Origin of the sequence: Coleofasciculus sp. C1-SOL-03, from assembly GCF_040220555.1 — a bacterium.
Taxonomy (GTDB): Bacteria; Cyanobacteriota; Cyanobacteriia; order Cyanobacteriales; family Coleofasciculaceae; genus Coleofasciculus.
The window spans coordinates 1-25312 of sequence record NZ_JAVJUO010000194.1 but is presented as its reverse complement, the minus strand read 5'-3'; the positions used below and the strand labels follow the sequence as shown (position 1 = coordinate 25312).

17 protein-coding genes, 2 pseudogenes and 1 riboswitch are annotated in these 25312 nt (G+C 46.6%); of the genes and pseudogenes, 10 read left to right on the top strand and 9 right to left on the bottom strand.

Annotated features, from left to right (window positions below):
* Nucleotides 1-101: 101 nt before the first annotated feature.
* Nucleotides 102-2246 carry a peptidase domain-containing ABC transporter gene (locus RIE73_RS29520; RefSeq protein ID WP_446404563.1) on the bottom strand — a complete coding sequence of 715 codons (2145 nt, stop codon included), beginning with the start codon at nt 2244-2246 and terminating at the stop codon, nt 102-104.
* Nucleotides 2247-2401: 155 nt separating this feature from the next.
* A complete protein-coding gene (locus RIE73_RS29515) occupies nt 2402-5653 on the bottom strand; it encodes a type 2 lanthipeptide synthetase LanM family protein (RefSeq protein ID WP_446404562.1) in 3252 nt (1083 codons plus the stop codon).
* Nucleotides 5654-5771: 118 nt separating this feature from the next.
* On the opposite strand from RIE73_RS29515, the gene RIE73_RS29510 reads away from it, so the two are divergent.
* Nucleotides 5772-7709, top strand: a complete 1938-nt coding sequence (locus RIE73_RS29510) for an iron uptake porin (RefSeq protein ID WP_446404561.1) — start codon at nt 5772-5774, stop codon at nt 7707-7709.
* A 299-nt stretch (nt 7710-8008) separates the two neighbouring features.
* Here RIE73_RS29510 and RIE73_RS29505 read toward each other — a convergent pair whose 3' ends face one another.
* From RIE73_RS29505 to tnpA, 3 genes and pseudogenes are all read right to left on the bottom strand, one after another.
* On the bottom strand, nt 8009-8452 hold the full coding sequence (locus RIE73_RS29505) for a PIN domain-containing protein (RefSeq protein ID WP_446404560.1): 444 nt from the start codon (nt 8450-8452) through the stop codon (nt 8009-8011).
* A complete protein-coding gene (locus RIE73_RS29500) occupies nt 8445-8750 on the bottom strand; it encodes an AbrB/MazE/SpoVT family DNA-binding domain-containing protein (RefSeq protein WP_446404559.1) in 306 nt (101 codons plus the stop codon). Before RIE73_RS29500 ends, RIE73_RS29505 begins: the two co-directional genes overlap by 8 nt.
* Before the next feature lie 91 nt (nt 8751-8841).
* A pseudogene (gene tnpA, locus RIE73_RS29495) lies at nt 8842-9229 on the bottom strand (IS200/IS605 family transposase).
* 37 nt (nt 9230-9266) lie between these two features.
* Between tnpA and RIE73_RS29490 the strand changes: the two are divergent.
* From RIE73_RS29490 to RIE73_RS29450, 9 genes are all read left to right on the top strand, one after another.
* Entirely contained in the window at nt 9267-10508 is a 1242-nt protein-coding gene (locus RIE73_RS29490; RefSeq protein WP_446404558.1) for an RNA-guided endonuclease InsQ/TnpB family protein, read from the top strand.
* Nucleotides 10509-10764: 256 nt separating this feature from the next.
* The gene (locus RIE73_RS29485) at nt 10765-11544 is read left to right on the top strand and encodes a GTP-binding protein (RefSeq protein WP_446404557.1); all 780 of its coding nucleotides are present in this window, start codon (nt 10765-10767) and stop codon (nt 11542-11544) included.
* Nucleotides 11541-12350 carry a metallophosphoesterase family protein gene (locus tag RIE73_RS29480; RefSeq protein WP_446404556.1) on the top strand — a complete coding sequence of 270 codons (810 nt, stop codon included), beginning with the start codon at nt 11541-11543 and terminating at the stop codon, nt 12348-12350. The genes RIE73_RS29485 and RIE73_RS29480 overlap by 4 nt, the downstream gene beginning before the upstream one ends.
* 118 nt (nt 12351-12468) lie before the next feature.
* Complete coding sequence (locus RIE73_RS29475) at nt 12469-13176, top strand: metallophosphatase (protein ID WP_446404555.1); 708 nt, start codon at nt 12469-12471, stop codon at nt 13174-13176.
* Between the two features lie 194 nt (nt 13177-13370).
* Nucleotides 13371-13513: riboswitch (cobalamin riboswitch) on the top strand.
* A gap of 519 nt (nt 13514-14032) precedes the next feature.
* The gene (gene metE / locus RIE73_RS29470) at nt 14033-16279 is read left to right on the top strand and encodes a 5-methyltetrahydropteroyltriglutamate--homocysteine S-methyltransferase (protein WP_446404554.1); all 2247 of its coding nucleotides are present in this window, start codon (nt 14033-14035) and stop codon (nt 16277-16279) included.
* Nucleotides 16263-16700 carry a hypothetical protein gene (locus RIE73_RS29465; RefSeq protein WP_446404553.1) on the top strand — a complete coding sequence of 146 codons (438 nt, stop codon included), beginning with the start codon at nt 16263-16265 and terminating at the stop codon, nt 16698-16700. Before metE ends, RIE73_RS29465 begins: the two co-directional genes overlap by 17 nt.
* 26 nt (nt 16701-16726) lie before the next feature.
* Nucleotides 16727-17521, top strand: coding sequence for an acyl-CoA desaturase (locus tag RIE73_RS29460; protein WP_446404552.1), 795 nt, complete (start codon nt 16727-16729; stop codon nt 17519-17521).
* A gap of 236 nt (nt 17522-17757) precedes the next feature.
* A complete protein-coding gene (locus RIE73_RS29455; protein ID WP_446404551.1) occupies nt 17758-18207 on the top strand; it encodes a hypothetical protein in 450 nt (149 codons plus the stop codon).
* 168 nt (nt 18208-18375) lie between these two features.
* Entirely contained in the window at nt 18376-18897 is a 522-nt protein-coding gene (locus tag RIE73_RS29450; protein WP_446404550.1) for a DsrE family protein, read from the top strand.
* A gap of 88 nt (nt 18898-18985) precedes the next feature.
* Here RIE73_RS29450 and RIE73_RS29445 read toward each other — a convergent pair whose 3' ends face one another.
* From RIE73_RS29445 to RIE73_RS29430, 4 genes and pseudogenes are all read right to left on the bottom strand, one after another.
* Nucleotides 18986-19135, bottom strand: coding sequence for a helix-turn-helix domain-containing protein (locus RIE73_RS29445; RefSeq protein ID WP_446404549.1), 150 nt, complete (start codon nt 19133-19135; stop codon nt 18986-18988).
* 297 nt (nt 19136-19432) lie between these two features.
* Nucleotides 19433-23614 (bottom strand): PAS domain S-box protein, encoded by a 4182-nt coding sequence (locus tag RIE73_RS29440; protein ID WP_446404548.1) that lies wholly within the window; start codon nt 23612-23614, stop codon nt 19433-19435.
* Between the two features lie 553 nt (nt 23615-24167).
* Entirely contained in the window at nt 24168-25043 is an 876-nt protein-coding gene (gene rsmH, locus RIE73_RS29435) for a 16S rRNA (cytosine(1402)-N(4))-methyltransferase RsmH (protein ID WP_446404547.1), read from the bottom strand.
* A gap of 20 nt (nt 25044-25063) precedes the next feature.
* Nucleotides 25064-25168: pseudogene (locus tag RIE73_RS29430) on the bottom strand (RNA-guided endonuclease InsQ/TnpB family protein); the annotation flags it as partial.
* Nucleotides 25169-25312: the final 144 nt, after the last annotated feature.

Genomic DNA, 25312 nt, shown 5'->3' with positions numbered 1-25312 from the left:
ATGTAACTAAACCCGCCCAGACGCGCCATGGCGCGTCTCTACAATAGTTTGTAGACTTCCCGTGAAAAGTTAGGTAACGGATGAATGTCCAGCCAACCTTCTCAGGGAGTCAAAAAATCTAGGTGAGAACCTGACTTAGAGAGCAAATCCGAGGGAGTCCCTTGGAGTTGCACTCGTCCTGTGTCGAGTAGTACAATCCAATCCGCCCGATTAATAACTCGCGGACGATGACTAATCAGAATCGTGGTTTGACCTTGACGATGACAAAGGAGGTGATCAAGGACTTCAGCTTCACTCACCGGATCAAGGCTAGCCGTCGATTCATCAAGGATGAGGATCGGAGGATTCGTTACAATACCCAGCGCGATCGCTAGTCGCTGGCGCTGTCCTCCGGAAAGATTGGCACCAAATTCACCTAAAATAGTTTGATATTTATTAGGAAGTTTACTAATAAATTCATCAGCTTGAGCAATTTTGCAAGCTTGAACAATCTCAGAAAACCCGACAGGTAAATCGCCCAAACTAAGATTTTCGATAATTGAACGACTCCAAAAATGAGCCTCTTGAGGAATCAAAACAATTTGCCGTCTGAGACAATCCAAGGACAAGTCATCAAGATTGTAATCGCCAATACGAATTGTGCCAGAGTCCGGAAAATATAACCCAGCCAACAGTTTTGCCAACGTACTCTTTCCACAACCCGATTTCCCGATTAAAGCGATCGCTTTCCCCCCCGGAATGGTTAGGGAGAAGTCGTTGAGTAGCTCAACTCGACCGGGATGATGAAAAGTTAAATTATTACAAATAATTTCAGCATTATTCGCCAAATTAACCTGGGGTTTCAACAGGTTATCTTGCTCCTCCGGTGTCGCATCAATCACATCATTTAACCGCTGTAGAGCAGCTTCCGTAAACGCAAATTGGTTGACAAAATCGATGACACTGGTGATGAAATTTAGACAATTGCGATTCAGCGCATTAAACGCAATTAATTGTCCGATGCTCATTTGATTGGCAACAACCAACTGACCGCCAAACCACAGCAAAATCCCTTCACCACTCAACAAAACAAACCCCGAAAACACCGTATTAATAATCGCAATTTTCAATCGTTTAAAATTCAAATTTGCCTGTCGTCCAAATCGAGATTGGAATTCTTCCCAAAACTGAGATCCCGCATTTTTAGTTTTCAGAACCAGCGCTCCCTTGAACGTTTCGACTAAAATCCCTTGGTTTTCGGCAGTTAACGCTAGAAGACTGTGGGTTTTCTGTTTCAGTTGAGGAAGAAACACTAACGTTGAAAGCGTCATGGTTACTGAAATCACCAACGTCACCAGCAAGAGTTTTCGGCTATAAACGAGCATAAATCCCAGAGATGCCAAGGCAATAAACAACTGACTGGGAAGTAAAATACCCACTTGAGAAATCAGTTGATTAACCGCTTGAATATCACGCAAACGACTCGCCACCTCACCACTGCGATGAGATTCGTAATACGCGAGAGGAAGTCCGAGAATTGAACGGCAAAACTCCAGGACTAAATTAAGCTCTAAACCTTGGGCAAAATGGGCAACTAAATGAGACTGGACAAATCGGAGACTACTCCGGAGTAAGTGCGACAATAAAACGGCGATAATCACACCATTGAGCAGTTGCTCATCACCGCGAATTAAGACATCATCGGTGAGAATTTGCAGTAAAAATGGAGAGGTGAGAGATAGACAACCAAAAACCCCGTTAATCAGCAACACTTCCGCCAAAAGACCTCGTTTTTCCCAGAAGCGTTGACTTAAACGTTGAAAACTGCCAATTTTATGACGATCATCCGGTTGAGAGGGAAATTCTGGACGCGGTTGGAGTAAAAGCATGGCTCCATTAGTCCACCCCGTTAGCAACTCTTTTTTCGATAAATATCGAATTCCAATAGCTGGATCAGCAATCGCGTATTTTCTTCCTTTGCGTTCGTACAACACTACCCAATGATTACCGTTCCAGTGAATAATTCCGGGTAAAGGAATTATTTTTTGATCAATGAGTTCAATCGGAACTTTCACCCCTCTCGGATCGAATCGAAGGGCTTTTGCCCCTTGTTTGAGGTTAAGTAATGTAGTCCCCAATGGTCCAGTACCCGCGACTTCTCGAACCCGATTAATCGAGAAAATTCGACCATAATATTTAGCGATCGCGGCTAAACAGGCTGCGCCGCAATCTTCTTCATTGTGCTGGAGTACAACGGGGTATTTCATCAGTCACGTCGCGAAACTTTAATTTTATTCAAACCGAATTAACTCGAATGTCGCTGACTTAAGCTGGTTTCGTAGTATGCACTTTAGTGCCATAAGCGAGTCTAGCGCTGACTACAAACTCTAAAGTCAGTGACATTGGAATTAACTCCATTGTCTTAGAGGTGGGAATGCCGGGAAATAGGTGGATCGAGAACTAAAACCGAAGGAACGCGATCGGGGTGAACCAAACGCAGTAAGCCATAACCAATTCCGGCTAAACCGTTCATTAAACCGAGAACTTCTGTTCCCCAAGGTACACCACAGTAACACCCCTGCTGTTCAAGACTGTCCAAAACAGCAGCCGTTTTCTGGAGATAACGTTTATGCCATAACTCTTGAGACTCGTTTTCCACTTCTATTCCAGAATTTCCCCGCCCGAGCAATTCTAGATTTCCTAAATCTCCGTTGCATAACGAATGATTGTAACCAAAGCCTCGATTCAGGGTTGTTTCCCAAGCGGCATCAATTTCTGAGTCAATTTCTGGATCATCTAAATAGGCGCTCATTCTCCAGCGAGCCAAACCTATTCCCGTTGCACCATGACTCCACCCCACGGCAAATTTTTCTTCGTCTTCCTCTAATCTATTTCGCCAATTTTTATCAGGTTCCGAAAAGAGACTCCGCTCATATTCTAAAGCAGCCACCGCCGCATTTTTGTAGCGTTCTTCTCCCGTAAATGCTGCTAATTCTAACAAAGCTAAAGCAATTCCCGCCGCACCGTGAGAAAATCCGCCCAGGGGCTTTTTATGGGGAATGGTTACCCAACCGATGCCTGGTTCCATGGGTTGGGCACAAGCCAGAAGATGTTCACCGCATTGTAAAGCAACAGCTTTAATGTCTTCATTACCAATACAGCGATAAAGATTCATTAAGGCGATAATACATCCGGCTGAACCGTAAACAATATCCAATTGTTTGTCTTGTTCGATTAACTTAGGCAGTTGGTTAACCCATTTCAAGGCACGATCATATAACTCCTGATTTTGCCATAAACTGCCTAAATGAGTGACCGTATAAATTAATCCACCCCAACCACTAAATCCCCCAATCGAACGAATTAAATTTTGATCAAACTCCACCTGTTGCAATACCGTAGATAGGGCATCTCGCGCTAAGGTTTCATAGCGTTCTGTTTGAGTCATTGCCCCGAAATAACCCAGAAATAGAGTAATCCCAGAAATTCCGGCAAATAAATCCCAACTCAGCGGTTTAAGCGTCCAATACCCTGGACTGACGGAGTCTAAGCTAATCCAACTGGCTTGATGATTATCGTGCAGAGCAAGGGATTCCAATCGTGAGGCAATGTTCCCGGCTATTTGTAACAAGCGTTGGCACAATTGTTGAGGATCTGGAACCGTTTCCGGTTCCACTAAATGATAACTTGAATGCCCAGGGTTTGGGGATTCGAGTTTTAACGCCGTTAAAGCTGTGCGAATAAACCAACGTTGCTCGTCTAAATCGGTTTCACTCAATTGTCGAATTCGACGTTCTACTCGTTCGATTCCCGATTGCTCAAAAAAGTTCGTGATGCGTTCACCATCACTCCACAAATCACAGGAATTGACAGTGGTTGAAAATAAGGGAATATCGCCACGCCATAACGCTTTTTTCTCCCAGGGAATTACCTGATCCAGAAACGGGCGATTCGGGACATCAACCCAAAGGCGATCAAAGAGGCGATCGCGATCCAGTGCATCCCGTAAAACATCGGGATGAAAACTCTCTTGTAATAATAATCCATAGAGTCGAGTATCCCGCAAAACTACTCGGATTTCGTCCTGGGCAAATGTTGTCATCCAGGTAGAACAGACGTCTTCTCGATGTTCTTTAATTAACCGATAAATCGTGGCAAATCCAGTTTCTATTGCCTCTTGATAGTCTAAAACATTAACCACATCCCCATTCAACGTCGGTCTATTTTCACTTCTATTTAACCTCCCTGGCTGGCGACGCACGCGCATTTCATCGGTTCCTATCCCAGTTAATTGAGGGGATTGAGTGGGCAGAGTTTGACCCCCAATGGCACCGATTCCACTGATATCAATTCCTGGTGAGCCTTCTTGGATATTAGTGCGTTGGGGTAATAGTCCCACTCCCATTACAGACTCACCCATTTTCCGGTTAGCAATCAATACAGATGCTGGGGAATCGGGGGCGCTTCGCACGGGACGGAATAAGGTTTCTAAGTCGATGGGAACGGGATGTTCGCCAGCAGCAATCAGGTTTTCTAGGTGAAAATCTGTTGCTTCTAAAACGTAGAATAGTGCTAAATAACCGCCCATGCGCCAGTAAAATCGCTCAACTTGTTCAGGCGTGGTACAACTGGAGGCAGACAGGAATTCAACCCATCCATAGGTGTCCCGATTGATGATTTTTAAGGTGAAAAAGGGTGGATGCTGACCGCGTTGATTGAGCCACTGAAGCAGTTGTTGAAAATGGCAATCAATAGCTAAGGATTTGGGCTTATAAACCACCTGAAACCCGGAACTAAATTTTAGGATCATGACCGATCGCCCACCGCGATGGGTGTCCCCTGCGCCTTGTTGCACTTGCACTAAAATCCCTGGATGGGTTTGGGGCGTGAAAGTCTGGCAAATGTCCTGCCAATCTGAACAGAGACGGTCTAAAAATTCTAAGCTGGCGTCCACCCATTGTTCCAGGTGAATGACTAATTGTCTGGCTAAAACGGGATACTCTTGCAGCAGGGCGATCGCTCGCTCTGGATTGTCTAAGTCTTGGATAAAATTGTGCAATCGTTCGGTTGGTGTCTCCCCAGATAATTGTCCTTGTAACCGAGCTACATTCAGTTCCAATACCATAGTTTGACTGATCATTGTAATCAACTGATCAGGGAGATTGGCAACTAAAAGTCCCTTAATAGTCTGCCGATCAAAAGGTAAAGTGGGGTAACGTTTCTCTAATTCGCCAATTCCGGCGTCTAAACGAGCGATCGCATGGCTCAGTAAGGGTTTAATCCCATAGAGGAAAGTTGGTGTTGCTCGCTCAGGGGGGAGTTGCGCCACAGGTGCGATCTGAACATTTGTGAAATTTGGGCGAGAAAACGCCTGCTGGAGTTCCTCTAACCAATGGGGCGGATGGGGAAAACGCTTGACCAAAGATTCAACGGATTCACCGAGGCGATCGCGAAACTGCTCTCGGGTCATTCCCTCAATTGCCAATCGCCTATCAAAATAAGCCGAATTTGTAAAGGGGATTTGGGAACACCAGCGCTGCATTTTGCGTTCGGCTAAGTCCTGATTAAAGCCATAGGTGTCAGAGTCTTCCCTGATTGTCCCTGAGTCTGGGATTCGTTCAATTAACGTCAGCGCCCGATACCACGGTGCTGTTTGCCCGATCGCGCGATTCATCCTGTTCTGCCTTGTGTAGTGGTTTTCCGGTATTTCCTTTTTGAGTGATAATGATTATCATACTCAAATATATCAGAATGATTTTCATTTTCACCCACGAAGGTGTGAGGAGGAGAAAATGCTACAGATGTACAGGTTCCGGGGTAAGGTGATTGTCGGTATTTCAGCGGTTGTCCTGCTGTGTGGTGGTGCTGATACCGCCGTGGCAAGGGAAGAAGTCATCCCTTCGCTTTTTTTTGCAGGGAAGGGGGAGAATTCAAAGCCTCTCTCCTTGCAGGAGAGAGGTTTGGAGAGAGGTTTTCCCGATCCCGTGAAAAGTAAGGTCGATGAATCGGTGGTGCTTTTTCCAGAGGAACGTGATCCCATGAGCCAAGTTAACTCCGTGTCTCAACTGCGGGATGTTTTCCCCGGAGACTGGGCGTATGAAGCCTTACGGACTCTGGTTGAGCGCTATGGGTGTATTGCTGGCTATCCCAATGGCACATTTCAAGGCAATCGAGCGTTGAGTCGGTATGAATTTGCCGCCGGATTGAATGCTTGCTTGCAGCAAATCGAGCGTATCTTCGCGGAAAACCCAGGAGATTTAGACGACGTAAACACTTGGCAACGGCTGGTACAAGAGTTTGAAACCGAATTAGTCACCCTGGGTGCACGGGTGGAGAATCTGGAAGATCGTACCGCGTCTCTGGAAGCGAATCAGTTTTCCACCACCACCAAACTGCAAGGAGAAGTCATCATCGCCGTTACCGATGTTTTAGCAGGAGACGGCACCCAAGTGACGTTCCCGTCAGTCTTTAGCCCAACGGGAACCATAACTCGTGACAGTCCTGAACAAAATACGGTTTTTGCCAACCGCGTTCGCCTCAATTTCCTTACCAGTTTCACGGGTGAGGATGAGTTAAAAATAGGACTTGCCAGTGGGAACTTTCCCCACCCCGATCGAGGCGACGGCGGATTTCGATATGGTCCGAATCCCCTGTTTGGTTTCTTTGGGGGACGGGAATTTTCCCCTGAAGGTCAGCAAACCTTTAACGATATCGCGTCCTTACCCGCTAATAATACTGTAGGGTTGACGAGTTTGAGCTATGAGTTTTCCCTGGGTGAAAAGCTGAGAACCGTAATTATGGCAGCCGGCGGCGAACATCACGACTACATTCCCACCACGTTTAGTTCTTGGGATGACGACAATGGGGGTACAGGTTCTCTGTCGGTTTTTGGACAACGCAGTGGCATTTATAATTTTGAGTCAGGAGCCGGTCTAGGATTCACTTACCACTTGAGTGATGCCATTAGTCTGAGCGCGGGTTATATCGCCACATACGCCAATGAACCCAGTTCCGCCCGTTCGACGAATCCTCTCGCTGGGGGTTTATTTGGCGGTCGGTATTCGGCTTTGGCACAATTAACGGTCAAACCCAGCGATACTTTTTCCTTTGGTTTGACCTATAACCACAGCTATCATCCTGCGAGGGGACCATTTAGCAGTACACCCATCTTTTTGTTCGATCAAGGAACAGTCTTGAGCAATAGTCCGATTATTCCGGCTCAAGAGGTATCGGTTGATTCCTATGGTGTTGGTGCGTTGTGGCAAGTGAGTCCCCAGTTTGCCATCAATGGCTGGTTTGCCTACAGTCGCGTCAATAGTAACCCGGACAGCGCCAGCATTTTTCAAGGGGGAAGCTTCGTCGATGTAGAGTATGAAGGCAGTAGCGCTGATATTCTTACCTATGGCATCGCTCTGGCGTTTCCCGACTTAGGAGGGGAAGGAAATCTCGGTGGTTTGGTTATCGGTGCTTCTGCTTATGCGACTAGAGCAGAAGTTCCAACACCGTTCCAGACTGGGGGAAATTGGTTCTTAGGTTCTGATTTAGGAGAAGATTCTACTGACCTGATTTCAGATAATGCGATTCCTTGGCATATTGAGGGATTCTATCGGTATAAGCTGACCGATCATATTTATCTGACTCCTGGTGTAATTTGGTTGACGGCGCCTAACCAATCCGCGCGAAATCCGGATGTAGTGATTGGTACGCTCCGAGCGACGTTCCTTTTCTAAGGGGAACCGTTTAGGTTATTATAGTGTTTTCATTTGAGGTTTAAACAAGCAACCCTTGCTCAGTAAGGCTTTCAGTGCTTTGGCTGTATACGAATCATCTGAAAACACTATATAATGAGAAAAATTCTGAAATCCCTTTTTTGCCACGGTGACTGGAAGTCGCGGCACCACACAAACAAAGTCCGTCTACGCGGACTCGGGGAATCAACCTGGATTTGGTATAAATTAGGTATTCCCTGTTAAGCAGTTCCCTGTTCCCTTTGGCTTTTAAGAAAACAAGCAAGCCACCTCCCTATCTATCACTCACTCAATTCTTTGTTAATTAAAGCACGAATTTGTTGAATAAATTCGCTCGGTGTTTGAATCAGTAAACCACTTTGAGCCGAGACTTCTGGCGTGAAATCTTTCGTGTTTAGTGTCAGCAACCGATTGACCTGACCGACTACCGCAGCAGCTAAGATGGGAGCATCTTTAGGTTCGATAATTGCTACCCATTGCTCTATCTCTGTAGTAGAAGGATTGGGTATAATTTCAGGAGCGATAGTAGAGATAATTTGCCTAAAAACGGGAAGAGCTTTTGGCAGTTTTTTCATCAGGTTGCGCTCGCACTCGTCTACAACCTGCTCTGAAATTACAACCTTGAACAATCCAATCTCTGCCATGACAATCACGGCATGGCTAGCACCACTAGCAGAACCGCAAGCTGCAATCAATGCACTTGAATCAAGAAATACTCTAATCACGGTGCTTATATTCTTCCCAAATGGTTTGCCTCTCTTCCTGTAACCCTTCTAATAAGTCTTCTAAACTAACCTGGTTGGTATTCATTTGGGAGACAAAGCGATCGGCAAGAGAACTAACTTGAGGCTGTCTAGGAACAAGTAAAACAAACTCCCCAATTTGCAGCAACAGCAACGAATTTTCTGGACTCACCTGTAAGCTATCCAAAACCTCTTGTGGAAGTGTTACCTGACCTGCTTCAGCCATTGACAAAAGAAATGTCTTAATCGTAAGTTCTTGGTCTTTTGATAGATTACTCATCGTTCTAGCCGATAGTCTGGATAATAAGCTTGTCGGTTCTCTAAATCGGCGACGGTAAGTGACCGAAAATTTGGGTCACAAGCCCCGTCCTTCAAGGACGGCTTTGGTTTTTGATGTACTGTTTCAATACTTCAAGAGGACTTCCACCAACAGAAACCGCAAAATAACTAGGACTCCAAAGGTTGTTTTTGCTAGGCTTCCTGTATCCAACTTGTCCATAACGGCGACTGGACACCCCTTTTAGCGCATTAACAATTTGAGATATCGATAACTTAGGGGGATACTCAATTAAAACATGAACTTTACGCAGCTTCACCGTTAAACTCCTCAACGGTGAAGTTCATTTTTTTGGCGACATCTCTAAAGGAGTCTTCAATCACATTTAAGCCCTCGTGAGTCAAAACAGGCTTTCTGTATTTTGTCACACAGACCAAGTGAGTCTTTAAGTCTGTAACGCTATGTCTTTCTTTGCGATACATGGTTGTCTCAGGAAGCAGACCAATATATAATAGCACCATGAAAGCGAGATATCAGTACCGAATCTATCCCACCCCTGGTCAGCGTCAATCATTGGCGCGACTATTCGGGTGTGTGCGGGTGGTTTGGAATGATGCTTTGGCGTTGTGCAAGCAGTCGGAAAAGCTGCCTAAAAATAGTGAACTCCAGAAGCTGTGCATCACTCAGGCTAAGAAGACTGAGGCTAGAGAGTGGCTAACTCAAGTTAGCAATATCCCTTTGCAGCAATCGATTGCTGATTTAGGAGTAGCTTTCAAAAACTTCTTTCAATCCCGTTCCGGTAAGCGCAAGGGCAAAAAAGTAAACCCACCTAAATTTAAATCGCGCCGTTCTCAACAAACAGCAAGATTCAGAAAAGGAGGGTTTAAAACCAAAACGTCCAAGGTCTACCTAGCCAAGATTGGGGACATCAAGATTAAGTGGTCACGCCCTCTGCCATCTGAACCGACTTCAGTCACGGTGATTAAAGACTGTGCTGGCAGATACTTTCTCAGCTTTGTTGTAGAGGTAGACCCGGAAATTAAACCGCCCAAGAACCCATCAATCGGGATTGATTTAGGTCTGAAAACCTTTGCGTCCTGTAGCAACGGGGAAAAAATTGATAGCCCAGACTACTCCCTTCTCTACCGCAAGCTGAAGCGTTGCCAACGGCGGTTAGCTAAACGTGAACGGGGAAGCAAGCGGCGAGAACGGATGCGGGTTAAAGTAGCCAAGCTTAACGCCCAGATACGGGATAAGCGCAAGGATTTCCTGCATAAGCTGTCCACTAAGGTAGTAGACGAAAACCAAGTCATTGCCTTGGAGGACTTGAACGTTGGCGGTATGCTCAAAAACCGCAAATTATCACGGGCAATTAGTCAAGCTGGCTGGCATGAATTCCGCTCATTGTGTGAGGGTAAAGCCTGCAAACACAATCGGGATTTTAGAGTCATCGGCCGATGGGAACCCACCAGTCAAGTTTGTTCTGAGTGCGGCTACCGATGGGGCAAGTTAGACCTATCGGTTAGAACGATTGTCTGTGTCAATTGTGGCGTAGAACACGACCGAGACGATAACGCCTCGGTCAATATTGAACAAGCTGGACTTAAGGTCGGGGTCGGGCAGACCCACGACGTTAAATGGACGGGGAGCGCGTGTAAGACCTCAAGTGAGGCAGTGTGTGGTGAGCCGTCAACCCACCGAGAGTACGTGCAGTTATCGCTGTTCGACGCTTTTGGAATCACCGTCCTTGTAGGGCGGTGAGGATGTCAAATACTGCCTCCAACCGATATTCGCGTTCTGTATCTATTGTACTGAGTGGGAATACCAGCGCTGCAGTTTGCGTTCGGCTCAGTCCTGATTAAAGCTATAGGTGTCAGAGTCTTCCCTGATTGTCCCTGAGTCTGGGATTCGTTCAATTAACGTCAGCGCCCGATACCACGGTGCTGTTTGCCCGATCACGCGATCGATCCACCCGTTTGAGTTATTATAATGATAATCATTCCCACAATGTTCTTCAATGATTATTGCTGTCGCTGGTTTACCGGGAGCCGGAAAAACCACTTGGATTCGACAACAGCTAGCCATCACTGACCAACCCGTGCTGTATTTTAGTCCGGGTTCTCAGCCTGTTCCCATTGACCTAACGGGTATCACTGTCGAATTTCCCCAAGTCACACTTCTCAAAGAAGGGGATGAGTATAGGTTGTTAGAGTTAGCTCGGCTGGAGTGTCTTGCCTATATAGAACTGGGATTTCATCTGGATTTAGAGTCAGTCGAGCCAGTGTTGTCCGTATTAGATCACCTCTGCTATCGTCGCGTTGCCGTGATGCCACCTAATGTTCAGGATACCGGATGGCACGTTTGGGCAGACCAAGTCGTGCCAGGGGTGACAATTGCCACCCCGGAGGGAAATCCTGAGCTTTGGCGTGCGCCGATTAGCTCTCAAGTGCTTGATCCAGCTAGTCTGGATGTCTTTTGGGCTGAGTTAACCCAAGGAGCCTATGGCAATGTGAATCGAGCCAAGGGAATTTTTGACCTAGCCGATGGACGCGCCTTTTATTTTGATTTTGTCGCGGGGATCAATAGTACCTACACCGAGTTAGCGCTTCCACGTTGGCTTGAAGGTCGTCCCCAGCGCTTCAGTGGGATTGAGGTGGTGGGTGTGGCGTTGGATAAGAGCGCGATCGCCCAAACACTGAAAGATTGCTGTTTATCGGATGTAGCTGTTCATCATTACCAACAACAAATCAAAGAATCGTTAGCTATTTTAGACCCAGACGAAGAAGAAGTAGTATGAAACTTGCTGTTATCTCCTGCATTCACGGAAACTACCCAGCCTTAGATGCCGTTTTATTAGATATTGATCACCAAAACGCTGACAAAATCGTTTGTGTTGGCGACTTAGTGGGTTATGGACCCCATCCCAATGCTGTAGTCGAACAAATTCGCTCTCTCGATATTCCCACCTGTCAGGGATGTTGGGATGAAGATGTTGTTGAAGGATTAAACGCTTGCGAATGTTCCTATCCTTCACTATTAGCCGAAAAACGAGGACGCATTGCTCACGAATGGACGAATCAGGAAATTCACCCTGAAACACGAGAATTCCTCGCCCAACTGCCTTATAGCTTAAAGGAAGGAAACCTCTGTTTTGTTCATGGGAGTCCTCACAGTAATCATGAATACCTGTTGCCGGAGTTAGATGCTTTTTTAGCCGTGGAACGAGTTCTCTCGACGGGTGCTGATGTTCTTTTCTGTGGACATACCCATCTGCCTTATGTGCGGACGTTAGCAGCGGGTCAACTGCAAGTCAAGATTAGTCGCGAGGAACAGCAACAACAGCAAACTTTCCAGGCTCGGCTGAAACGGATTATCAATGTGGGTTCTGTCGGAGAACCTCGTCACGGACGCCCGAATGCTACCTATGTTATTTACGATACTGACACCGAACAGGTAACGTTGAGGGAGGTTGAGTACGACTACCAAAAAACCTGTGCGGCAATTATTGATAAAGGCTTACCTCCTATTTTTGCGTGGCGATTGGCGCGAGGATTGGAGTATGCCGAAAAAGCGGATGACCCAACTCATATTTGTGCGCGATAAACCTTTCTTGGTCATCGGTTAACAGAAGGCAGACGGTTGTCACGTTTATCCTGTCTTTAAAGCCTGACAAATGACGTTCTCCACCGTTAAGTCCAATTCTCCCACATACTGAATAACAATGGAAACCTGGGCAATTTTAAGTGGAATTGAAGGAAATATTGCCGCTTATGAAGCAGTAATTTCTGATATTAAACACCAGACTAGAGGGGTGAATGATATTTATATTTTGGGGGATTTTATTAGTTCTCGACCCGAAAGTGAACAGGTTGTGCGGCGAATTCGTTCTCCGAAACCCAACGAATGTTTACCCAAAATCTGTACCGGTTGGTGGGAGGAACAATGTCTGATTCTTCATGGATTAGCAGCTACAGGTGAACCGACTCAACTGATTGAGAACTATGGTGCTGACACCGTAAAATTGCTTTGGGATGCTGTTTCCCGGCAAACGATTGAATGGATTCGCCACCTAGATTTTGGGTTCTTAGAACTCGATTGTCTACTGATTCATGGTAGCAGCGTGAGTGTGGATGATCAATTGACGCCTCAGACACCCCCTTGGCAGATGTGCGATCGCTTGATGCGTGTGGGTGCAACTCACCTATTTTGTGGTCGATCGGGTTTAATTTTTGAGTATCAACTGCAAGGAGGTTCTGTGTCTTCACAAATCACCACGCTTGAGAGTCAACAGTCGGTTCAGACAGCAACAGCATCTCCTCGTCGAGTCATTGGGGTGGGTAATGTGGGACGAGAACCCGGAAAAGCCACCTACACCCTTTATGAGCCGGATACAAACCGTGTGGACTTTCGGACAATTCGTTACGGCTGAAGCGGAAAGAAATGGCTAGCACCACTAGCAGAACCGCAGGCTGCAATCAATGCACTTGAATCAAGAAATACTCTAATCACGGTGCTGAGATTCTTCCCAAATGCTACTTAGAAAGAATACTCTGTCGGTGGGGAAGGTGGGGAAGGTGGACAAAATTAGGGGAGCAGGGGAGACAAAAAAGACATGATGGTGATATAGTGAAAATCACGTTCGGTTCTAACGGGGAGCAGCCGTTAGAAGTAATGGGGAAAGGTCGGTGCAAATCCGACGCTGTCCCGCAGCTGTAATGAGACTGATGTCTCTGAGTCAGAATGCCCGCCGAATGTCAAGCAATTTCAGTCAAATCATTTCATCCATCTGCGAGGTACAGATGTATACAATCATGAATAGTCCCATCCCGCGATTTCACGCTCTGATCGTGCCAGAAATACGCTACAGATGCTAGCTGGTATTACTCGATTGGTTTGGCAATTTATCCACCCAAGGCAGTGTTTCTGCTGTCCAGAAATATAGCAGAAGGCAGAAGGCAGGAGGCAGAGGGCAGAAGGGTTTTTTACTGCTACGTCTTCGTTTGGTTAGATTCAATCTATCCTGCATTACTATATCCGAGGCGTTCCCGCCCGGTTTCAGAATCGCCTGAACCGTTGAACCGGATTTTCTGGCACAGATTCTGCCTTTGAGGAAATTGCACCAATTAAACACAACCTATAGTATTTCATCGCTCTAATGACTCCGGTAACACCGATTAATTGCCTGAGGCATTAGATAGCTTGAGTGCTGTTCCTTGATGGTGAGTGCTACCCTTAGCGCTTGATCAAATCCTGGCTATTACACCTTAATTAAACACAGAGAAACCATGTCCATTCAAACCGCAACAGTAGGCTATCCTCGCATCGGCAAAAACCGCGAAGTCAAAAAAGCTTTAGAATCTTTCTGGAGTGAAAAATTAGACGCAGAATCCTTACGGAAAACCGTGCGCCAGGTTGAAGAAACCAACTGGAAAACCCAACGTGAAGCAGGTATCGATCGCATTGGGATTGGTGACGCTACCCTCTATGATTCTGTACTCGATTGGTCTATTTATTTGGGATTGATTCCAGAACGATTTCGGCATCTATCCGGTTTAGAACAATACTTTGCCATGGCACGGGGGAAAGAAGGCATTCCCGCCCTGGAAATGACCAAGTGGTTTGATACGAATTACCACTACCTCGTACCGGAAATTTCCGCCCAACTGCAACCGACGGATTTTAATCCGGTTTTGGCAACCGTTAAACGCGCCCAGCAAATTCTGGGGAAACGGGCAACGCCGATTATTTTAGGTCCGATGACACTCCTACGATTGAGTCGGTTAGATATGCCAATTTCGGAGATCATTCGTCCCCTGTGCGATCGCTATGTGAATCTGCTACAGGCACTCAAACCCTTGGGTGTAGAAAACGTTCAAATTCATGAACCTGCCCTAGTTTTGGGAGATACGGCTAAGTTTAAAGACGACTATGAATCAACTTACGCTTCATTGGCGCAGGTGGGTATACCGCTAGATTTGGTCACCTATTTTGATGATTTGGGTGGAAGTTATCCCTGGGTGATCCAATTACCCGTTGCCAGCATCAGTTTAGACTTTACCCGGGGGCGCAATCTAGACCAACTTAAACACCATGGGTTTCCCAGCGATAAACGCCTGGGTGTGGGTATTGTGGATGGGCGAAACGTCTGGCAAATTCGACCCGATCGCCTCTTACCCATCCTGGACGAGATTAAACCCATTACCTCCAACCTATCCATTCAACCCTCCGCCTCCCTACAGTTTGTTCCCTACGATGCGACAAGGGAAACCAAGTTACCCGAACCCCTGCGAAATGTGCTGAGTTTTGCGGAACAAAAACTCCAAGAAGTGATCATGTTGGCGCAAACCCTCCAAGGGGAAGACACGCGATCGCAATTGCAGGATATTGCCACACGCCAAACGGCATTTGAGCAATTCAGCCCCCCCAATGCACAGGTTCAACAACAGCTTCAGTCATTGAATGTTGATGCCTTTGAGCGATCGCTCCCCTATACCCAACGACAGCCACTACAAGTTCAACTGCCCCCATTTCCAACTACCACAATTGGCTCATTTCCGCAAACCTCACAGGTGCGGAAACTACGGCTACAATGGAAGCGCGGCGAAATCACTCTGGCTGATTACCAAAAGGCAATTGATGCCGAAATTGCTCAGTGTATTCGTTATCAAGAAGAAGCCGGATTAGATGTGCTGGTGCATGGTGAATTTGAGCGCACCGATATGGTGGAGTTTTTTGGACAGCAACTCCAAGGTTTTGCCTTCACTCAACATGGATGGGTGCAAAGTTATGGCAGTCGCTATGTTCGTCCCCCGATTATTTACGGTGATGTCGTGCGTCAAGCGCCGATGACGGTTCGTGAGTTTAACGTTGCCCAGTCATTAACGGAAAAACCGATTAAAGGGATGCTCACCGGACCCGTAACCATGATTAATTGGTCTTACCCCCGTACCGACATTTCCCGACAGGAACAGGCATTCCAAATTGCCTTAGCCTTGCGGCAAGAAGTGGCGGATTTAGAAGCAGCGGGAGCGACGATTATTCAGATTGATGAACCGGCATTGCGAGAGGGTTTACCGCTGAAACCAGAACGGTGGCAGGATTATCTGTCTTGGGCAGTGGATGCGTTTCGTCTCAGTGCTGGAATTGCCAAACCCCAAACCCAGATTCATACTCACATGTGTTATTCCGAATTTGGGGATATTATTCAGCACATTCAGCGTCTGGATGCGGATGTTTTATCGATTGAAAATAGCCGCAGTAATAATGAAACCTTGTTTGAAATTACCAATGCTGGATATGCTCATCAGGTGGGGAATGGGATTTATGACATCCATAGTCCAGTGATTCCCACAACAGAACACCTTCTGGAACAACTACGGACAGGAGTGGCTAATTTGCCCGTTGAACAAATTTGGGTGAATCCCGACTGTGGCTTGAAAACTCGCCATTGGGACGAAGTGATTCCGGCGTTGAAAAATATGGTAGAAGCGGCAAAAATGCTGCGGGAGGAAACCCATGCGTCCGGACAATAGTGTTTGGCAAGGTAATTTTGGCTATTGGCAAAATGAGTTTATTCATGCCAATTTGTTGGTGATTGGGTATTACGCTTGGAACGGTTATGTTGAATCCGGTCGCGGGATGGTTTGTGTGGATGTGCAGGATACCGCGATCGCATCAAAGATAATCAGTCTGGATTGGATACCGTTCCGTGCTGAATTCATTGCCAAACCCCAGGTGGTGAGTCAGATGCAAGGACGTAGAGTTGAGGAAGGTGTAATTGACCAACTTCTGCGACTGGTGGATCGTTATCACCCTGATGAAGATGTAATCTTGCTACTCACGGCGCAGACTCAAACCGAAATTAATCTCTTGCATAACCTAAAAATTTCCCCTCCTGAATGTGACCGACAAGTTCGTCGGCGTTGGCATGAATTTCAGCCCTGTTTCCGGTAATAATTGTTAAATTTTTGAGCATTTGCATGTCAAATTCACCCCGTCCACGTTGGACAATTATTCTCGCGACTGGCGCGTTACACCTATTAACTCTCTTGGCATTTTTGCCCAGTAATTTTAAGTGGAGTGCTGTCGGTGTTGCCCTATTGTTGCACTGGATAACGATTGGACTTGGTATTTCGTTGGGTTTCCATCGTTTAGCCAGTCACCGTAGTTTACAAGTGCCTCAATGGTTGGAATATTGTCTGATTTTTTGCGGTACGTTGGCGGGACAAGGAGCGGTTCTGGGTTGGGTTGGTTACCATCGAATTCATCATTTGTATAGTGACCAACCCCTTGATCCCCATGATTCGACTCAGGGATTGTGGTGGAGTCATATCAGTTGGTTAATGCATGAGGTGCCCGCAAAAACTGAATTGTCTCGGTTTACTCAAGACATTGCTGATGATCAATTTTATCGGTTCTGCCATCAGCACTATATTGGTTTGCAAGTAGGGTTGGCGATTTTATTGTATGGGTTAGGAGGAATGCCGTTTGTGGTGTGGGGCATTTTTGTGCGCCTGTTTGTCGGATTTCATAGTACCTGTTGTGTGAATAGCGTATGCCACAAATTTGGTTATCGCAGCCACGCGACAGGCGATCACTCCACAAATTGCTGGTGGGTGGCTTTGCTGACGTTTGGTGAAGGGTGGCACAACAATCACCATGCTTGCCAATCTTCTGCACGGTACGGCGTATTGTGGTGGGAAATTGACCTAATTTGGCAGATGATTCGTCTGTTGCGAAGACTGGGATTGGCGACTAAAATCAGAGTTTTCTAGTCCAAGTGCTTAGGGAAGATGGGGGAGATGAGGGAGATGGGGAAGATAAATGATCAATGACAAGAAAAGAGTTTTATGTGTAGGGGCGGGTTTCACTACTATCGTTTTTTGTCCACCCTAACGTCACTAAACCCGCCCTGTCTAAATGACAAATGACGAATGACGAATGACGAATGACGAATGACGAATGACAAATGACAAATAACAAATAACAAATGAAAAATGAAAAATGACAAATGACTGAAACAAACTCTCAAGATTGGCAGCACGATTTTATCGCCACTAACCTATTAGTCATTGGTTATAACGCCTGGGTTGGCTACTTGAGTGGGGATCGTGGTGCTGTTGTCTGTAGTACCAATACTCCGACTGTTGGTGCTTTTGGAGAAACATTCCCAGCTCATTTTGTACCGCGCCGTCGTCTAGCTGCTTTTTTTAATGCATGGCTGGCGGCTGCCGATACGGTGCTACTGCAAAAACATTTCATGAATGGCTATATTCTGCAAGTGGTGGATCATTATAATCCTTACAAAGATGTTGTTTTGTTGCTGGAGTATGCCAATCAAGCAGCATTTTTTAACTTGACAAATTTACCCATTGCCCCACCAAAATGTTACGAGATTGTTTGTAGAGGATGGACAGAATTTCAACCGGAGGACACCCAATCCAAAGAACGAAAAAGATGAGGCGACGGGTTAACAAAAAAAAGACGCGATCGCGGGAATTAACAGACTTGTATGATGACATGAGCATAGAGTGCGATCGCCCCTAATCATAGATTTGACCATTTGTCTTTTGACAAAACAGAAGACAAGCATGATCATCGATTCGGCATTTCTCAAACGGCTTGAGGTATGGATATTATGCAACAGGGCAGTGGAAGAGTAGGTAGAGGGGCGATCGCACTTTTAGGCGCAGTGCTGGTATTACCGCTAGCTACGCCATTACCGAGTTACGCGCAACCAGGCGAGATGATACCCAACACAGGGGAGGAAATTACCGCCGCTAACCAGCAGAACATTATTGTGCATCTTAAACACAGCACCGATGATCTTCACGCTGTTTTTATGGCGCTGAAGCTGGGAAGCAATATGCAAAGGAAAGGGGCGCAGGTTACACTGGTGCTAACCTTGGAAGGCGTGCGACTGGCAGATGCTCGACAACCCTTAGATCTGCGTTGGGGAAACGGTACTATGACTGTTGCTGAACTCTATGAGGATTTTGTGACAGCAGGTGGCAAGATTATCGTCTGTCCGGTTTGTGCTAGCGCCGTCGGGATTGATGAAAATTTTCTGCGTCCTAGAAGCCAACTTGCCTTGGAGAATGATGAAATCCCTAACTTAATTTTAGCGGCTGACAAAGTGCTGGATTTCTAACGCTCAAAAGTCAATAAGGCACGCTGATTAAGGCTGGTGGGCAATGCCCACCCTACAGTATATCAAGGTTTTGATGCTTCCAAAATGCTTATTCATTATACCGAGAAGGTTCACCAGTGGTGAGGATGAGATTTCGATGTGATCGCACAATCTTCCCTTCCTGTTCCAACCGATTGATTAGGCGAGTTGCGGTTACCCGGGTAATCCCAATCGTCTCGGCAATATCCTGATGAGTCATTTAAGGCGATAATCAATCTCCTGTAAAAAAGGCACAGTGGCTACAAGGAACTTGATGCAATCGTTTGAGTCACCGGGAAGGGAGTAATGCGATCGCGCCACGAGCAGGTTGACAGATCAGGTAAAAGTGAGGTTAAGTTATTTGTAATTAACAATTAATTTCAATAGTGGGGGAGCGGTAGCCATGCAGCAACTCTTGAAAGAGCGACAATAAATTCCAATTAATTAAGCCTCCTGCCAAAGCTGGCGCACCTAGTCAGGGAGCCAGCTTGCAATTTCCTTCTCCCCATTTCATCGTTTACCACTGAGGTAAATTAATCATTAACTGTTCTGCGGCTTGCCGATTTAATGGTTTAGAGAAAAAGTATCCCTGACCATATTCACATCGCCGCCCTCTCAGTTGGGCTAACTGCATATTCGTTTCTATCCCTTCAGCCACAACATCCATGCCTAAATTGTGAGCCAAGGTCACAATCGCTTGCACAATCTCCCCATTTTCTCCCGCATCTCCCATGCGACTGACAAAGGAACGGTCAATTTTTAAGGCATCAATGGGAAACTGATGTAAGCGACTTAACGACGAATAGCCGGTGCCAAAATCATCAATGTATAACTGAATTTTCAATGCCTTAAGTCGCTCCAATAAAGCCGCGGCAGAGTCTGAATGTTCCATAATCCCGCTTTCAGTAATTTCTAACTTGAGAGTGCTGGGATTGACCTCTGTCTCTTGAATAATTTGGGCAATTTGCTCAATTAAATTCGTTTGAGAAAACTGTTTCCCCGACAAATTAACGCTCATGGTTAACGGGGGATAATGGTGAAACTGTCGTTGCCATTGGCGTAGCTGATAACACGATGTCCGCAATACCCACTGACCAATGGGAATAATTAAACCCGTTTCCTCAGCTAACGGAATAAACGCGCCCGGTGAAATCATTCCCTGTTCTGGATGGTGCCAACGCACCAGCGCCTCAAACCCGGTAATTTTACCTGTCGCCAGGGAAATAATCGGTTGGTAATACACCTCTAGTTCTTGGCGTTCAATTGCCCATCGTAGTTCGGTTTCCAAGCGTAACTGGGCAAGGGCGCGACCGGACATGGCAGTATCAAACATGACATAACAAGCCGTTCCCTGAAGTTTTGCCCGATGCATGGCGGTATCTGCATCTCGTAACAAATCTTCCCCCCGGTTATACCCCATACCACTCAGGGCAATCCCAATACTGGCTGTGGCAAACACCTCATACCCATCTAAGTTAAATGAGGATTCCAGGGTTTGGTGAATCGATTTGGCAATATCCGTAGCTGCTGTTGCATTGGGGATATCATCCAGTAGAATCGTAAATTCGTCTCCCCCTAACCGGGCTAAGGTATCGCTGGGGCGTAAGCACCTTTGTAATCGGTTGGCGATCGCACTCAGCAGTCGATCGCCGACCAGATGCCCTAAACTATCATTAATCACCTTGAAACGGTCTAAATCCAAGACAATCACCGCACATAAATAGTCCCAGCGTTGCCCTGCCCGTCGCAACGCATACTCCAGCCGATCCATGAATAATGCCCGATTCGGTAATCCGGTCAATACATCGTGGAAAGCATCGTGGAGTAACTGTTCCTCCATGCGTTTGCGATCGCTAATATCCACCACCTGACTAATGTAGTGTAGGGGTTGACCTTGAGCGTCTCTGACCAACACAACCTTCAAAATACCATTGACAATCCTGCCAGATTTTGATATTAATCGCCGTTCAGTTTGCAGATGAGAGAGTTCCCCCTGCAACAAGGATTGGTGTTGGGTAAAGTCGAGTGCCCGTTCACTCGGGTGGCTAATTTCTGTAAACGTGAGAGCCAACAGTTCTTGATCCGTATACCCCAAAGCGTCACACAATGCCTGATTAACCTTGAGGAATTGACCCTTAAGGGATGTCATTGCCATGCCAATGGGAGCCAGTTCAAAGGTGAGGCGAAATTGCTCCTCACTTTTGAGTAAAGCCGCCTCTGCCTGTTTGCGTTTGGTAATATCGGTAGCAATTCCATCCATGCGAATGGCAATACCCCTTTGGTCATAAATCAGGCGGGCGCGATCGCGCAGCCAACGCACTTCGCCATCCGGTCGTACAACCCTATATTCTAGATCTTTACTCCCCTGGTGAATCATCCGATGAGATGCCCTCTCCACCCGTTGGCGATCATCAGGATGAACGACGAACTGCCAGAGACTGGGACAATCCACAAAATCGGATACGGGGCGACCATAAACCCGTTCTGTCGCCGGATTCAGGTAAATAAACTGTTGATTTTCCAGGGAAGCCGACCAAACCACATCATCTAGAGACCTGAGAATACTCTCCAGCTTTTCCTCACTCTGTCGTAGGGCTTCCTCTGCCTGCTTCCGTTTAGTAATATCGGTTTGAATCCCGACAAAGTGGGTTAAATAGCCGTCTCCATCAAAGACGGGCGACACATAGAGTTCATTCCAGAAGAGGCTGCCATCTTTGCGATAGTTCTGTAAAATGACATGGCACTCTCGTTGCTCTTGAATCGCTGTCGCTAACTTAGTCACCCCAGCTTGATGATAATCAGGTTCTTGCCAGAAACGACAGTTACGTCCAATCACCTCCTCTTTGGTATAACCGGTCATTGACTCGAAAGCGGGGTTGACGTAAATAACTGGGTTATCCGGCTGATTGGGGTCTGTAATAATCACTCCATTATTACTCGCCGCGATCGCTCGCTGCATCAGATAGAGATTCGCCTCTGACTGCTTATGTCCAATCGCCAAAGCTAAAACATTGGCAACCGCCTGGAGAAAGTGAATGTCATCTTCACTAAAACGGCGCTGGCTGGTGGTATGCGCCCCTAAAACTCCAAAGGGTTGCTCTTGACCCGGAATCACCACACTCACACCACTGACAACGCGATGATTGTAGAGCAGAGGCGGTCCACTAAAGCGAGGATCAATCGGTAGATCTTCAACCACGACAGGTTCTTGAGATATCAGATTATAACCCGCTTGGGAATTCCTGTGGGCACCGACTAAAGCATACCCAACCAATCCCGGTGACCAACCCACACCCGCTTTGAGTAAAAACACATTACCATTGGGTAGGAGTTCTAACACTTTGCAATACTCAACCTCTAAGGTTTGAGCAATCGTACTTACCGCTTCGTCCATCAGGGTATTTAAATCCAGTCCCGAAAGCGCCCGTTGGCTCAATTTAGCCACAGTTGCTTGCTGACGCGCTCGTACTCTCAGGTCTCGGTCTGGCTGTTCTGGATGAGTACGATCTCGAATTACCAGTTGGGTTGCCTCTTGACCTTGATAAATGGCGGGTAAACGGGCAATTTCCACATCAATGATCTGACCGTCTAACTGCACCAGTTTTTCGGGGACAAATTTTGTGGGTAATGGTAGGGGGTGAGGGGGATGCGACCTTCGTTTGTGATCCAAGAATTTCTCTGTAGGCTCAGAACCAATAACTTGGTGATCTCTCCTATTTCTCTGATTTCCCTGATCTGGTGAGCTAAACTCTGACCAAGGTTTACCAATAAGTTGGCTTTGACGAATGGCTCCCAGTAGTTTGACACCTTTAGGATTGATATAAACCAGGGTTCCCTGGCTTTCCAGGGCGATCGCCTCGGGAGACTGTTCAACCAACGTCCGATAGCAAGCTTCACTGTCTTTGAGAACGGCTTCTGTTTGCTGGTATTGGGTAATTTGCTGGTAGGTATCGCTGATATCATGGAATACGCTCAGAATGGCTTTTCCCTGATTGAAGGTCAACACCTGCATCGATACCGTTACCCACAAGGGCGTGCCATTAATTGTATGGACACGAACTGGATCATTCTGGACAACACCCTTTTGGTCTAATCTGGCTAACAGTCTTTGCCAGTCGGCAGGATTTTCATAAAAATCGGGCATTGAGTTACCGACTAACTCTGAGGTAGCAACGCCAAACAGTACGTTCGCGTGGGAATTGCCGTAGACAATTGTGCCATCAGAGGCTTGTGCGATCGCGACAGGTACAGGAAAGGCTTGAGTAATCGCCCGAAATTGTGCTTCTCGTTGTTGCAGTTCGGCGTTAGTATGTAGACAGTCTGCTATCGCTTGCTTGAGTTCATCCGACTGGGTGATCGTGCCGCCTTGCTCGTACAATTTACAGGTATGATAGTCTTCCGAGTTAGGGTATGAAGGGAACAAAATGTCTAGCTTCTTGACCCTGGCAACAAACGGTAACCATTGCCATAAACCAAGCACCAGCAGTCCAAATCCCACTAAATAAAGCAGTGTCGCTGGCATCAGCGTATCGATTGGACTAGAGTTTAGGGTTGTCAACCCAAGAGTACGGTGGACTAAATCCATAAACCCATCTAGACAAATTAAAGCGTAACCTGCCAGCATATAGAACCAGCCCGGTTGTCGTTCAATCTGTGATTTTGAGCCGATCCACCACAAATAACCAAGAATAGGCATCATTAGGGACACCCTGAGGCTCCCGATTAAAATTTCCCTCATAATTCATTTAGGGCAAGTGTGAGTCATCAACAAAAGGAACAATCTAAACCGCGTCTACGTTGAAACCGGTCGTTTTTCTCTAGGAGAATCTCCAGTTTTCAACTTGGACGGGGTATATTTTGGAAGATCCAAAGGTTTGTCAGATGTTTTCTTAAAAACGAAATAACACCAAACATTCACCTTAACTGACTAAGAGTAGAACTCCCTGGTGTCAGATTAAGTTTGGCTCGATGCATCTGCCCTGATATTTCTTCGCCAGAGTGATATGTTCAGCAATTTTTCAGCAACATCTGCTTATTGACACCAACTTGGGGATAAAAAGAAACAGTAGATTGGTGACGACAAGGACGTCGCCATCTGTTTGTATCTTAGAACACTAACTTCGTCTTAGCCGTTGACAAAATCGTCATACTATGCATTGAAAAAGCGAGTATTCTAGTCTGATTTTCCCAATCCAGTACCAGCGCCCATAGGATGACTTGACTGACTTCTAGCCCTGTAGTCTCTTGTCCCTTCAAAGACGTTCAGCCAATCTCAACTTGGCAGAACGAGCACGGGGGTTTTCATCCCGTTCCGTGGGTTGTGGAGTTATGGGTTTTTTGGTAAGCACCCGCAATATTGGTGAATCCCGCAAGTGGTGTTTAACCAGACGGTCTTCCAAGCTGTGAAAACTAATAATACCAATTCTGCCGCCTGGTTTTAACCATCTAGGCGCACAATTGAGAAATTTTTCTAGGGAGGATAATTCTTGATTAACGGCAATGCGAAGCGCTTGAAAGGTGCGAGTGGCGGGGTGAATCCTACCATAGCGGTATTTTTTGGGAACTGATCGCGCGATCGCCTCGGCTAATTGGGTGGTTGTCTCAAAGGGGCGGCGTTCCACAATTGCCCGGGCAATCCGCCGAGATAAGCGTTCTTCACCATACTCATAAATAATGTTTGCCAGTTGGGTTTCATCCCAATGATTGATAATCTCGGCGGCGGTTAAGGATTGGCGTTGATCCATCCGCATATCCAGATTGGCTTGATGGCGAAAACTAAAGCCGCGATCGGGAATATCCAGTTGGGCAGAACTCACCCCTAAATCGGCAATAATGCCATCATAGGATGATTCAGGCGGTTGATAGTCGGCAAAATTTCCCTGCCAAAATTGGATGCGATCGCCATAAGAGGCTAACCGAGTTTGAGCGGCTGCGATCGCCTGGGCATCTTGGTCAATCGCGGTGACACGGACATCTGGGCTAGCCGATAGAATTAACTCACTATGTCCACCGCCGCCCACCGTCGCGTCCAAATAATGCCCACCTGAACGAATCGCCAATCCAGCGATTAACTCCTGACTTAATACTGAACGATGAAAAAACTGCGCCGCTTGCGCGTCAGACTCCATTTGACACTCCTGAACCATAGCTAGGCTGTGGACGAGGATTCCTGGTTCAACGACTCGCCGTTAGACGACAGGATTGCTCCAATCGCCCAAGAGGGCAAATCTCCCCGGGCGTAAGTTCCGGTATGCCGCTTCTAAAAACCTAGACAAACCTACCCATCAGTAATTCTGCCTTGGTATAAGTCCACGGTGTAACTTTTGGTCGATAACCGTTAACGCTTGCGCTTGGCTGATACCCGGCATTGTTGCTCGATATCAGCCTTAACCAACGG

What these genes read in the sequence shown, in the direction of transcription:
- RIE73_RS29520 (WP_446404563.1), bottom strand. Translation starts at nt 2,246, where the DNA reads ATGAAATACCCCGTTGTACTCCAGCACAATGAAGAAGATTGCGGCGCA.
- RIE73_RS29515 (WP_446404562.1), bottom strand. Translation starts at nt 5,653, where the DNA reads ATGAATCGCGCGATCGGGCAAACAGCACCGTGGTATCGGGCGCTGACG.
- RIE73_RS29510 (WP_446404561.1), top strand. Translation starts at nt 5,772, where the DNA reads ATGCTACAGATGTACAGGTTCCGGGGTAAGGTGATTGTCGGTATTTCA.
- RIE73_RS29500 (WP_446404559.1), bottom strand. Translation starts at nt 8,750, where the DNA reads ATGAGTAATCTATCAAAAGACCAAGAACTTACGATTAAGACATTTCTT.
- RIE73_RS29490 (WP_446404558.1), top strand. Translation starts at nt 9,267, where the DNA reads ATGAAAGCGAGATATCAGTACCGAATCTATCCCACCCCTGGTCAGCGT.
- RIE73_RS29485 (WP_446404557.1), top strand. Translation starts at nt 10,765, where the DNA reads ATGATTATTGCTGTCGCTGGTTTACCGGGAGCCGGAAAAACCACTTGG.
- RIE73_RS29480 (WP_446404556.1), top strand. Translation starts at nt 11,541, where the DNA reads ATGAAACTTGCTGTTATCTCCTGCATTCACGGAAACTACCCAGCCTTA.
- RIE73_RS29475 (WP_446404555.1), top strand. Translation starts at nt 12,469, where the DNA reads ATGGAAACCTGGGCAATTTTAAGTGGAATTGAAGGAAATATTGCCGCT.
- metE (WP_446404554.1), top strand. Translation starts at nt 14,033, where the DNA reads ATGTCCATTCAAACCGCAACAGTAGGCTATCCTCGCATCGGCAAAAAC.
- RIE73_RS29465 (WP_446404553.1), top strand. Translation starts at nt 16,263, where the DNA reads ATGCGTCCGGACAATAGTGTTTGGCAAGGTAATTTTGGCTATTGGCAA.
- RIE73_RS29460 (WP_446404552.1), top strand. Translation starts at nt 16,727, where the DNA reads ATGTCAAATTCACCCCGTCCACGTTGGACAATTATTCTCGCGACTGGC.
- RIE73_RS29455 (WP_446404551.1), top strand. Translation starts at nt 17,758, where the DNA reads ATGACTGAAACAAACTCTCAAGATTGGCAGCACGATTTTATCGCCACT.
- RIE73_RS29450 (WP_446404550.1), top strand. Translation starts at nt 18,376, where the DNA reads ATGGATATTATGCAACAGGGCAGTGGAAGAGTAGGTAGAGGGGCGATC.
- RIE73_RS29445 (WP_446404549.1), bottom strand. Translation starts at nt 19,135, where the DNA reads ATGACTCATCAGGATATTGCCGAGACGATTGGGATTACCCGGGTAACC.
- RIE73_RS29440 (WP_446404548.1), bottom strand. Translation starts at nt 23,614, where the DNA reads ATGATGCCTATTCTTGGTTATTTGTGGTGGATCGGCTCAAAATCACAG.
- rsmH (WP_446404547.1), bottom strand. Translation starts at nt 25,043, where the DNA reads ATGGAGTCTGACGCGCAAGCGGCGCAGTTTTTTCATCGTTCAGTATTA.